Annotated in this window: 1 protein-coding gene; it reads right to left on the bottom strand. The window is 68.7% G+C overall.

What is annotated here, in order from left to right; genetic code table 11:
- Positions 1-769: 769 nt before the first annotated feature.
- Positions 770-13102, bottom strand: coding sequence for an LWXIA domain-containing protein (locus DIE08_RS01870; protein WP_124900845.1), 12333 nt, complete (start codon positions 13100-13102; stop codon positions 770-772).
- Between the last annotated feature and the right edge of the window lie 335 nt (positions 13103-13437).

Raw genomic sequence — 13437 nt, forward strand, 5'->3', positions numbered from 1 at the left:
CGATGGCGCGACGGACCCGTTTCTGTTTTCGTTCTCTGGCGTGCCGGTACGCGGATACTGTCTTTCTTGGTTCACCGGTCGGGACGCATGCGCGCGCAATATAACACCTGCGCAGGAAACATTGCCAAGGCGGTCGCGGACCCGCCGCTCACCGGGCATCCGGCCGAATCCCGAAAAAAAAGAGTCGAGTCGTCCCGGCGCGTTGTTTCCCACTGTGTCAGGCGGATCAACCCGTCCACTTCCCCGCGTTGCTGGACATGCGCATCCACCCGCTGCTGCCGTCCCCAGCAGTCTCGGCGGACTTCTTGAACCCGATTACCACGGCGGCGGGCAAATCCGCGGTACGCGGTATCCGTGCTGAACCAGGGCTAGCAGGTCGTTGAATTACTGTCGGGCTGGACGTATTTTCGCTTCGGCCGTTCGCGGCGATCACCGCGAAGCGTTCGATTTCGGCTCATTCGCCCGGCTGGCCTGTACATCGAACATTGACCACCAGATCGTGCCGATCGTCGGTCAGCATATGACCAAGATCGCTCGGCAGCGCCGGCGCCACATTGCTCTTTCGTCGCGTCGGCCTGCTCTTCCTTGATCTCGGGAACCTACATCGTGCAGGACGGACCGGAGTATTTGAACCGCCTGTTAAAGATCGCCTCCCACAGATCGCTGCCATTCACGCGCGGAATCCTGATCGCCCTCCCTGCCCGATCGTCGAAGTGACCGTGTATGCCCCGTGCGACGGCCAGACCACGCACGCGTTCCGCGCGCCCCCTCACCCGACGATCACCTGCTGCCCTGGATTGATCTCCCCCGGATTGCTCGCCAGGTTCGGGTTGAGCTGCAGGATCTCGTTCAACGCGACGTTGATCCGTTGACCGTCCGACATCCGTTGCTGTTCGTCGGTCGGTACGCGAGCGGCTGCAAGCAATGACCCTTCGTGACTTTCCGCAATGGTCCACAACGAATCGCCGGCGACCACCTGCACCGTCAGCGGAGTTGGCGTCGGGCGCGGCGAACCCGTCGAAGGCTGCGCCGGCGAGGATGGCGTCCCCGACGGCGGCGCATTCGGCGTCGATGACGCAGACGCACTCGGCTGAGCCGCCGGCGCCGTCGTCGCCCCGGGCGTCGGTGCGAGCGAGGCCCCGGGCGTCGGCGTCGTGCTGCTCGAACCTGAAGGCGTCGGCGACGGACCGGAACCGGGATGCTTGTCCTTGTCGTCCGATCCCGTCAACGCCGAGATCACGCCGTACCCCTGCATGATTCCGAAGATCGCCACCGGGAACAGCGCGATGCCTGTCGGCAAGCGCGCGAGCCACGGCGTGGCATTCGGGAATTGCGTATGCAGGCGGCCGGCGCCCAGCAGCGCGCCGGACATCGCACCGAGCATGCCGGTCATCCCGTCGCCGAACGTGTGGGCGGCCATTGCGCCGTGGATGCCGCTTGCCAGACCAACGGCCGATGTCACGTAGTCGCCGGTCGCGCTCGCGATCCGCGCCAGCTGACTGCGATTCTCCGCATTCACGCCGCGCGAACCACCCTTGTAGACGATGCCGGTAGAGACGGCGCTGATGATCCCGCCCAAAGCCTGCCCGCCGGCCAGCCCGTCGCCATGGAGGAACTTGGCCCCGTTGATCGTGATCGAGCCGCCGTACCCTCCCAGTGCGAACAGTCGCCCGACCCGGCCAACCGAGTGCCGCGGGCTGCCATGGTGCAGCAGTTTCAGTGACGTCCCGCCGACCACGCCCTGCATCTGCGCGAGCATGTCGGCCGCGATCGCCTGCGTGTGCGTCGCGGTTTCGTCGAACGACAGCGTCCCGTCCTCGTTCAGCGCGCGCAGCTGCGCGGCGGCGGCCTTGCCTTCGTGTGCAATCTGTTCGAGCTGCGTACCTCGCGCGTCGGCGTCGAACCCGTTCGCCTTGAGTTGCTTCTGCAGGCCGCGCACGAGGCGGTCGACGACGCGATCGAACACGCGCGGATCGCCGTTCTTCAGGCTGGCGACCGCGCCGTGATGCAGCGCCTGGAACACGCGGCCGACGCGCAGCCCGGCGTACAGCGAATTCGTCGCGGTACCCACGAACTCCTTGCCCGTCGCGACGAGCGCGCCCGCGCCGGTCCCGCCGGCCAGCGTGGCGGCGGTCATTTCGCCGGCAATCCGCCGTCGCGACGGCGGGGGTCGGTTCGTGCCGATCGGCTCGTCGTGCACGCGCAGTGCGTGCAGCTCCGCCTGCGCGCGCTTAGCGTCGGGAATCTCGACCTTGGCGAGCTGTGCGGTCTCCCGCCGGCTGGTACCGATCGGCTTGGTGCCATCGTTGATCAGCGCGGGATCGCGCACGACCGCGCGCCAGTGGTCGGCCGGGTCCGCGGCGGATGGCTGCGCTCGGGTGGTCACGCGGTCTGGCACGCTGGCGCCGTATTGCTCCAGCCAGCGTGCGGCGAACCTGCGCGCGCCCTTCTCCGTCTTGTTGCCAGGCTCGTTGCCGTCGCCCTTCCAGTGTTCCGTTGCATGCTCGATCGTCGCCTTGCGCGCCTGGTTCAGCCACACGGTCGTGTTGCCTTCGTAGAGCTTCTGGCGCAGCGCGGCCACTTCGGCGGGCGTCATCCCTTGCGCGGCACCGATCCGCTCGACCTCCGCGAACAGCAGCTGATGCTGGTTCGCCAGCGTCTGGCGGTCGACGCGCTCGAACACGCGCGTGAGCGCATCGGCACCGTGCAGGCGGTCGATGATTTCGGGTCGCGCGCGATTCTCGACGATCAGTTTCGCGAGTGCGCCGGTCAGGTCCTGGTTGCCGATGAAGTCGGCGCCGTGCGTGCCGAGCGACAGGCCGACGTGGACCCATTCGAGCCCCTCGCGCTCGAGCACGGCGCGCAACAGCTTCTCGTGCCCTGCGCCCGGCACCGATTCGGGCACTGCGTCCCAGCCGTGAAACGTGACCATCACGTTGGGCGCCGTCGTATCGGGATGTTCGTTCGACCACTTCTCGAGCGCCGTCATGACGCGCACGTAATCGTGGTATGCGTCGTTGGTGCCTGACTGGTACCGGTAGTCGGTGCCGGAAACGAGCGCGCGCGATGGCGCCGTTTCGAGCCGGATCGCGAAGCCGGTGTGCGCCGCCTCGTCGAGCCAGCGATTCAGATGTGCGAGATGATCGAGCGCGAGTGCCCTCCCGTCCGTGCCCGGCGCCGGATGAATCATCCCGTTCTCGCCGTCGAACACGGCGTTCTTCTGGTCGCCGAGCGCCTTCACCGCGCGCAGGAAATCCGGATCGTGCGCCTTGCCGAGCACGGCCGCGAGCAGATGAGGATCGACCACGAGCGTGACGACCGGCGTCACACCGCCGTACTGCTCGACGATCTTGCGCATCAGCGCCGGATCGTCGCTCAGCGACAGCGAACGTGCCATCGGCACCATGCGGTCCTGCAATGCTTCGCTCGAGCGCGTGAAGAAATACCGGATCCGCTGGTCGGCGACGGTCGCCGCGCCCAAGCGCCGGGTGCGTGCGCGCAGCTTGCCGGGCACCGGCAGGAAGCGCGACGCCGACGTCGACACGTCGCGCCCGACGTACAGCTTGTTGAGCAGCGTGCGCCACATGCCCGGGTCGACCATCACGGCCTGCGGCTCGCCCTTCAGCACGAGATTCACTTTGCCGGCACGCTGCGCCTGCTTGTTGTAGGCCTCGATCTGGTCGTGCGTCGGGAAATACTGCTCGGTCTTCGCCGCACCATTGCGCAGGCTGAACGCGACGACGGTCGACGACGAGAGCCCGGGCTGGTACGGCTCGATCGACAGCGGCGCAGGTGCGGTGCCGCTGCGCCGCAAGCGCTGCAAGTCGTTGAGCACCTCGTTGTAACCGTGCCGCGTCCGGGCCGCGAGCGCCCTGAACGGCGCCGAATGCTGACCACGCGCTTCCGCGTCGGACAGCTGCTCGCGCAGCGCCTTCGCGCGCGCTTCGAGCGCCGCGATGCGCGTCGGCCGCGCGCTCCGCAGGAACGCGCGCGGCGGCAACTGGGTGAGCAGGAAATGCACGTCCGAGCCGAACCGGTCGTTGCCGATCGGCATTTCGTCGAGCGGTACGCCCTGATGATGCGGGTTGTTGGCGTGCCGGACGGCGTCGAACCACCGCATCTCGCCGTTGCGCGCGGCGATCACGCCGACCGGATCGCCGAGCGCCTCGGCCACGGCGCCGTCCGTCCTGAACACGTAGATCACGTGCTGGTTGCCGTCAACCGCACCGTTGCGGATCGCAGTCAGCAGGTGCGGCACGCTGTTGCCGCTGAAATCGACCGCATTGAGCGCGGATGTGTGCGACGGCAGCAAATGCGGATCGACCGGCGGCCGCGTTGCCGTGTTGCTTTCACCGCCCTGCTCCGCGCGCTCGAGCGGCCGGCGAAGCGGCACCTTCGACTGGAAAAGATCGCCGAGCGAACGGTGCGGCGGTTTCTCTGCCGAGGTGGTTTCCTTCGCCGGCCGGAAGCCGCCGATTCGATCGACGGTTTCCGGCTTGACGTCGCTGACGACGAACCGGATGCCGCGCCGCGGCGAGCGCAGGACCGGAATGCCGCCCCTGCGCCGTCGCCGGAACACGGTGCGCAGATCCTGCTCGGGAACCTCGGTGTCGCCGAGCGGCGCTTTTTCGTAGTACTTCCATTCGTGGTTCGTGTTGCGCTCCGCGTAGCCGAGCACCTTGCCCGTCTCGTCTTCGACCACGTGAATCCAGCGCCGCTCTCCCTCGACGGCACGCACGGCCTGGCGCGGCCGCTTGAAACCCGGTGCGTCGTGCAGTTTCGCCACGTCTGCGGCGAGCGCGGCGTCGACCGGATGACCCGACGCCGTCACGGACCACGACGACTTGCCGTCCCGCGTCTCGATCTTCGACGCGCCGCCGAACTGCATCAGCTCGTCGTGCGCGACCGGCGACACGAAGAAATCGAACTGACGGCGTGCCGTGCGCCCGCTGCTGCCGGTCTTCCCGAGCGCCTTGCGCAGCGCGCCCGGCACGCGCTTGCCGTCCAGCATCCGCACGGGGCCGAGCGCGCCGTGCTCGTCGGTCTCGAGCACCGCGACGAACGCCGGCGCCGCGTGTTCGGCCTCGGCGGCCGGCGCGTCGGTATGCGCGGTGATCAGCACGTGCGCGTTCGGGCCGAGCTGGCGGCCCAACCCGTCGAGCGTCGGCGCGCGCGGGCCATCGACGCGCGTGAGCGTGCGTCGGCCGAGGCTGTCGAGCCACGTCGCGGCAACCGCCTGTGGATCGCTCGCTTCAGCCACCGCGGCGCCCTGCGGCACGCCCGGCTGGTTCGCATGACCGGATACGGCGGCAGGCGCCGCCGCGCCGGACGATTCGCCGGCCGTACCGGCAAGGCGGCCGGCCGCCGGCCCCGCCGGGCCGATCGTCGGCCAGGTCGGGCGCCCGTCGGTCGCCCCGACCGCACGCATGCCGCCCGCATGCACGGCCGCATAGCCTTCCGGCAAGCCCGAGCGGTCGATGCCGACGAGCCGGTACGACACCTCGCCGGTCGCCGCGTCGCGGGTGCGCACGACGTACATGTCGACACCGGCCGGCTTGACCAGCTCGCCGCCATCGGGCGTCGTGATGCGCAGCGCGCGAGCCGGATCGTGGCCGAGCGCCGACAGCAGCACGACGTCGGTTGGTGCCTGGCCCTCGACCGCAGCGAGGTTCGCTGACGCGCTGGCCGCGACACGTTCCTGCGGTGTGAGGTCGTCCCGTGCGAACGCGGTGCCGTCCGGCAACGCATCGGTGCGCACGTATGCGTGGTTCCGTGGGCCGGTATGCGCCGTATCGATTGCCTGCCCGAGATCGTCGTGCGCGACCGTCCGCGCGCCTTCCGGCAATGCGAGCCGGGCATCGGTCGCCGAACGGGCCGGCGCGTGCGTGGCAGCGGTAGCCGGTGCATCGGGCACCGTGCCGCTGAACCGGAACCAGCCGTCCTCGGGATCGAGCGCACCGAAATCGGTGCCGCTGCCGAGCTCGATGCTGCCATCGCGCATCACGAATTCCACGCGCAGGTTGGTCAGCCCGGCCGCGTCGAACGCCTGCATCACCCCGTCGATCACGCGGGTCGGTTCGGGGCCGTCGAGGAAGCCGCTCGGCCAGCGCTGGCTCACCGTGCCGCCGGGTTGCGTCACGCGCGCCGCGTCGCCGATCACGCCGGGCCGTTCGGCCAGCGCGGTGCGAAACGGATGATCGAGCGTGACCGATTCGAACGTGTCGTCCGGAATCGCGGTGAAATCGTAGTCGGGATCGGCAAACGTCGGATCGGCCACGCGCGGCACCGTCGGGCGAGGCGGCGGATCGGCGAGCGGGCGCGACGCGGTACGGGCGGTCGTCGCGGCCGGTTCCGCGTCGCGTCCTGCGGGGAGCGCCGGCCGGCCCGCGCGTGCCGGATCGCCGCGGAAGCTTTGCATCGGCAGACGATCCTTGTCGACCTGGCCGGTCAGCCGCGTGCCGCGTACGGTGGTCGAACCGTCGGGCTCGACGAGCAGGATGTCCGGCGGCGCCCAGACCGATGTCGGCCGTCCGGTCAGCTCGGACAGGCGCTGCGCGAGTGCCGCCGCGAAGGTCGTGCTGGCCGCCCGTACTTGCCCGGGCGCGATGCGCAGCGGATCGTGCTTGTTCGATCCGCCGAAGCACGAATACAGCGTGACGTCCTGCCCCGGTTCGAGATGCGGCGCCACGCGCTCGGCCACCTCGTCCGGCGTGAGCGGACGGCCTTCCGGGCCCAGCATCGCGTCGGCCGATATCCCGTGGCCGAACACGACGTGATGACCGGGCGGCGACATCAGCCCGCGCGCGCCGATCGCATGGAGTGGATCGTCGGGCGGCATCAGCAGTGTATCGGCCGGACGCAGGAACTCGGGATGTTGCGTCGCGTCGATGCCGGTCACGTCGTCGAACCCGGGCTGCAGCACCGATTGACCATGAACCGTCGTCGTGACGACGCCATCGTTGGCGATCCGGCGGTCCGTATAGACGCGGCTGGTCTTCGGATAGATTTTCTGTGTTTTCCCCGACAGGCCGTCGTCGGCCTCGGCTTCGGCGACCTGCTCGACGCGTGCGGCCCATTCGTCCGCCTTGTAGATCTGCCCCGGCCCGACTTCGACGAGCGGAGTCGGCTCGTAGACTGGCGGCTCGCCCGGTTCCGCGTCGGGGGCGAGCCGCGGATGCGCGGGCCCGCCCGGCGTCACGTCCTGGCGTCCGCCATCGCCTTGCGTACCGCCCGCGCCGCGGCGGCCGCTGTCCGAGTCCTGATCGATCTGCGCGTCGATCGCGCGCACCGGCTCGACCGGTGCATGGTCATGCACGGCCGTGCGCGCCGCCGGTTCGCCGCGCTGTGCGAACACCATCGGCGGATCGCTCGCATCGGGCGCCTCGGGCAGATGCAGATAGAGCCGCGTCGCGACGTCGGGATCGTTTGCCGGCAGGACGATCTTGTCGTCGATCGGATGCAGTTCCAGCGCACCGGTGCCGCGCACCGAGTTGGACGTGATCGACGCGATCACGGGCACCTGCAGTTCGTACGCGAGTTCCTGCGCGAACGAGTAACCGCCGGCACCGAGATAGCAGCCCGTCAGCAGCACGCCGTTGCCTTCCGTATAGGCCGGATCGTCGAGCAGCTTGCGCGCGAATTGCCGCGGCGAAATCGTCTTGCCGCCTTCCGTGACGGCGGCCGCGCTGTCCAGGGTCACGTCGCGCGGCGCCGTGCCGTGCGACTCGGCGATGTCGAACCCCGACACCTTCAGGAACTGCCGAGCGGTCGCGTGCCCGAGCAGGTTCACGACGTTCGAACCCGGCACGGGCCGCAGTTCCAGAGGATTGATCCGGATCGGCTGCGCGCCGCCCGGCGAGAACTTCCCGTTCACGTCGGGCTCGATCTCGAAGCGCGCAAGCCGTCGGCCCGGATTGGGGAGCGCCCGCCGCCATCCGGCCGCGTCGTCGTCGCCCAGCCGGCCGAATACCGGCGCCTGGATCAGATCCGCGAATTCCTGCAGCAACTCGGGATTGGCGCCGCTGCGCGGCCCCTCGAGCGCGATCGGCGTGCCCGGCGTATAGCCTTTCCACGCCAGTTCTTCCAGCGCATGCGTCATCTCGAGCGCGCTGGCCGACCGGCCGCTGCGCGGATTGATGATCGAGCCGCGTTTCGTCAACAGGCGCCACACGTACACGCCGATCGGCACGCGCGCGTCGCCCGTCGTGGCGCTGCCGCCCCAATGATTCGACACCGGGCGCGGCGCGACGCCGCTCCAGTCGACCGGATGCGCGCCCTGGTCGATGACCGCCAGCGCCGGCGAGAACCGGTACGTACGCGGTTCGCCGCTGACCGAATGGTCCGGCACGCCGGCCTGATCGGGCGCGCCGGGTTCGATCAGGATGCCGCCCGCATAACCGGAGTCGGGGCTGCCGTCGGCCCGATAGCGCGGCGAACGCCATGCGACGAATCCGCTTGCGCCGTACACGTCCACGCCCAGCACGTTCGCGAGCAATTGCGCGAGCGGGCTCACGCGCGTGCCGGCGCCGCACGCATAAAGAATGACCGGCGACTTGCCGTCCCAGCCGCTCTGGCGAATCAGCTCGGCCATGTCTTCGGCGCTCATCGCCTTGCCGGTCGCGCTTGCGAATGCATCGGCCCACGCATGCGCGTACACGGCGAAATAGCCGGGCGGCACCGGCATCAACGGCCGCTCGCCCGCCGGTAGCCGGTTCTCGGGCTGACTCGGGTTGTCCGAATAGATCGCGAGGTCGGCCTCGCGGCGCGGGTACGCGGCCCACTGCGTTTCGCTCATGCCGAATGGCGCGTTGATCACGTCGACGCGCCGGCCGCCCTCGTTGCGAATCAACGGCTTCTGCGGATCGAAACCGCGCGGGTACACCACACGCAGCGTGCGGTCGTATGCATCGTTCATCGACAGCATGAACGCATCGCCGGCGTCGGTCAGCCCGACGTGGCCGACCACCGCTTCGGGCGGCACCGAGCCGTCCGCGGCGAGCGCCCCTTGATCGACCAGCGCGATCCGGTAGCGGCCGCCGGCCACGCCGTCGGCGCCGACCATCAGCGCGTCGTGATACGTCGTGTAGCGCGTCACGCCGATCGTGCCGTCTTCGTCGGGCGCAACCGCCGCACGCGCCTTCGCATCGTCGGCCGCGTTCGCACGCCGCTGGTCCGCCCGCGCCGCGCTCATGTCGTCGACGATGTTGCCCTTTTGGGTCGCGGGCAGCCCGTCTTCCTCGGGGTTGCGCACGTTGCCTTCGGGATCCTGCAGCGCGTACACGTAGTACTCGACGTCCTCGAGCCGGTTGCCGCTCTCGATGATTCCTCCGACCACCTCGCTCAGCATCGCCGGATCGGCCGCGACATGCGCGGGGATCTCCCAGGACGCTGGATGCGCGCCGTTTGTCGGCATGCCGGCCCGAGCCGTCGATGCACCGTCGCCAGCCAGCGCGTCGGCGACGGCCGGCGTCGCTTCGCCGTCGGGCGCGAGCCGCGGCACGATCGCGGCGTCGTCCGGTGGGCCCTGCATGCGGTGCGCGCGCAACCACGCGGCGACGCGCGCCCGCAGCCCCTTGTCGGCCGGCGCGACCGTGCCGCCGTCGTCGGCCGGTTCGCCGAAGCTGTTCGCCTGCTCCTCCGCGTGCTGCCACGGGTTGCCGATCTCGCCGACCGCGAGACGCTGGTTCGCCAGTCCGTTGCCGTACAACGTATCGACGACGTTGATCGCGACTGGCCGCGACACCGTCGACGGTGCGGGCGTCTTCGTGATGGCTCGAATCGGCCGCTCCATCAGCGTGTGCGAACCGAGCCCCATCTGCGCGATGCCGATGCCGAGGTTGAGCAATTGCTGCGCGCGATCGGAATCGGACATCGCGTCCCAGTTCTTGACCAGCGACACGCCCTGGTCGCCCATCTGGTAGCCGCCGATCAGGCCGCCCGTGACATTGAATACGCCGGCCGTGCGGCCCGTCGTCTGCGCGAGCGACTGGAACGCGTCGGCTTCCTGCGTGAAACGGCCGACACTAGCCACGTCGGCCGCAGCGCCGTCGCCGCGCGATGCGGCCGTCAGCAGGTCGGAGACCCGCCCCGTCGTGCGCAGCAGCGACGATGCCTCCGCGAGCGACTTCGCCGCCACGCCGAGCCCGGCGCCGGCGAAGCCCGCGCCACTGCCGATCAGGCTGATCCAGTCGCCGCGCGCCTGTACGTTGCCGAAGCCGATCGACTGGCCGTGATCGCTCAGGTTCTTCAGGTCGCCGATCGCGGCAGGCACGCCGACGGCCATGCCCGCGCCGACGGCCGTCCACGCGGCACCGAGCATCAGGCCGCCGACCGGCGCCCCGATGCCGCTCGCGACCAGCACGACACCGCCGGCCGCGGCAAGAATGCCGGCACCCATTTCGAGGATGTGTTCGGCGTGCTGGTACCACTCGGTCTTGTGCGCGTCGATCGTTTCGTATTGCGAGAAACCGCCGGACGCCGGACCGTTCGTCAGGCTTTTCGGCACGTACAGCTTGCCGTCGTCGGACAGCGCATTGTTGTGCTGGTAGTCGTCGACGGTGTCGTACTTCCAGCCGCGATCGTCGATCAGCTTGTACTGGTCCGGATGCCCCTCCACCTGCACCTTGAAGAGCGCGCTCGGCGCGGTGCCGGTCCCCTTCGACACGTAGTAGATCGGCACCAGCGACACGACCGCGTGGTCGCCGCCGACCTTGCGGATCTGATCGACGACGTTCTGGATCATCTGCGTCGCGGCCGAATTCCTCGCGTACAGCGACTGGCTGTTGACCGCCGTCCCGTTCTGCAACTGCCCGTTGCTGACGATCAACTGTTCGAGCAGCGCCATCGACGGCACGTCGTTCCGGTCGGTCGGCGTCGCGCCCGGGTCGTCCGGCTGGATCCCGAGCCCGGCGCCGACGAAGTTCGTCATCTGATCGGAGCCGGTGGTGAACGTATAGGACTTGTCGTCGAAGTGCTTCTGGAAGTCGTCGAAATACGCCTTCAGCTGCTTGTCCGGATCGGCCTGGAACAGCTTGTAGCTGGCGCTGGCGGCGTCCTTGTTCTGCTTGTCCTGGGCACTCTTGGTGCCCTGGTCGTAACGCAGCTGGAAGTCGTTCGCGAAGCCCGAGCGGAACCGGTCGTCGTTCTGCATTTTTGACAGCAGCGCCTTCGACAACGACGGGTCGACGCCCGACGACAGCGCCTGCCGCACACCGTCGAACCCGTAGCCGGCATCGCTGCCGCGCAACGTATAGATCATCGTCTTCGCGTTGCCGTTGGCGTCGAGCAGCCAACTCGCGACGTCGTCTTCACGATGCACGGGCTCGCCGCTCGCGGTCGGCTGCTGATCGGCGAGCCCGACCGCCGTGCTGAGGCCCTTGTAGAACTCGATGCCGTCGCCGTAAGGCTGCGGCGTGCCCGTGTTCGACTGCGTCCACTTGTTGCCGAAATCCTTCTCGACGGTATCGAGCACGACGCCCGCGAATTCGGGCGGGGCATTGGCGAGGATGTCCTGCATCCACTTGCCGGCCTTGTCGGCATTCATCCGGCCGTCGTAACGCGCCTGCATGCTGGCCTGGTCCGTCGCTTGCGAATCGGGCTTCTGCATCAGCGGATCGATCTGCGAATGGATGAAGTTCGCGTTGAAATGCGGCTGGCCCGCCTGCGTCCACAGCGTCTGGCGTTCGTCCAGCGAGAACGACGCGTTCATGTTGGTGTTCAGCACCTGAAGCGCCGCGCCCGGATTGCTGCCCGGATTCTCCATCAGTTGCGCGACCTGCTGCTTCGTGTATTGCAGCCGCACGTCGGGCGCGGCGGCGAGCAGCAGCTTGATCTTCTGGTACCCGGGCTGGTTCTGGTCGGCGTGCGCCATCGCATACGCGAACACGCCGCCCGCCTGGTTGATCTGCGCGTTCAGGGCTTGCGCTTCCGATTCGCTCTTGCCGTCCGTGCTGACCGGAACACCCGTCAGCTTGACGAACGCCTCGGCGAGCGGATTCTGCTGGGCAAGCGTCTTCTCCTGCGGCGACAGTTTCGGGTCGTTCGGATCGACGGTCACACCGGTGTCCTGCAACAGCGCGAACGTGACCGGGTCGGACTGCGCGAGCTGTTTCATCTGCGGCGACAGCGACGGATCGTCGGGATTGATCGTCGCGATCGTGCGCTTGAGCTGGCTTTCCTCGCCCAGCGCGTCGACGAGCCCGGTGTACCACATGCCGTCGTGATTCTGCTTCACCGACGCGACGACCTGTTTCTGCTCGTCGGCCGTCACGTAGGTCAGCGCGGTGTCGTCGCCGCCCGTCACGACCTTGTCGTACTGGCTCTGCGCCTGCGACAGCTCCTGCGTGATGTCGGCCTCGTCGGCGCGGCGCAATCCGCCGGGCTCCTTCTGCCACGCCGCATAGTCGGCCTTCGCGTCGTTCAGGCGCAGCGTCGCGGCCGACGTGCTGTATTCGTGGCGCAACGCGGTGGTGAGTGCCGTGTATGCGTCGTCGGCGTTCGTGTCGGCCGTGGTGGCCGCCTGGCGCAGTTGCGCGCCGGTGTCGGGATCGGCGCGCCGGATGCCGCCCGGCAACGCGTTGTACTGCTGCACGTCGGCGTTCGCGGCCTGATCCTTCTGCATCGCCATCGCGAACTGGAACGCCTTCACGTTGGTCGCCCGCTCAGGCGCCGATTCGGCCGACACCGCCTTTTGCGCATCGTCGAGCACCGAGCCGAACACCGGATCGTTCGGCGACGCATTGCGCAGATCCGATGCCACGCCCGCGATCGCCTTGTTCGTGTCGCCGCCGCCGTCCGCCGCGACGCGCATCTGGTTCTCGACGGCCGCCTGCACCGAGCCCCATGCGGCTTCGGCCTTCTTCACCTGGTTGTCGAGATCGGCCTGCGACGCGCCCTGGTCGTGCAGACGCTTGAGCGTCGCCATTTCGGCCTGCGCGAGCTGCAGCAGGCGCTGCGTCTCGGCCTGCGCGGCCGCGAGGGCCTGCTGTTCCGGCGTCTGGGCCGGCGGGGTGCTGCCTGCCCCGTTCTTCGGTGCCGGATCGTCGTCATTCTGCGGCTGCGGCACGTTCACCGGCCCGCCCCCGCCCACAGCCATCAACACCATGTCCATTCTCCCGCGGCATGCGTGACGTGCCGGCACAGCGGCAGACGGGCCACGCGCAATGGTCCATTGTGCAGAACGGGCACGCGTGAAAAAGTCGCGCATTACGTAGTCGTCGGCCGGGTTGCGGCAGCGCGGGCAGACTCCTGCTACGAACGGAATGAACCCGACGCGGCAATTCGACCGTTGCCGCTTCGGGCGGCAAATTTTGCCGGGTGGCGCGCACGAGACCAGAAATACATGCCGCCGCCAACGAGCAACACACGACCCTGCGCGTTGGATCACCACCCGGACGACATCCGCCCGCAGGCTCGTGAAAGTACCGACGCTCACGCTGA

The sequence above is a fragment of the Burkholderia sp. Bp9004 genome (assembly GCF_003858025.1).
GTDB classification, from domain to species: Bacteria; Pseudomonadota; Gammaproteobacteria; order Burkholderiales; family Burkholderiaceae; genus Burkholderia; species Burkholderia diffusa.

What these genes read in the sequence shown, in the direction of transcription:
- DIE08_RS01870 (WP_124900845.1), bottom strand. Translation starts at nt 13,102, where the DNA reads ATGGTGTTGATGGCTGTGGGCGGGGGCGGGCCGGTGAACGTGCCGCAG.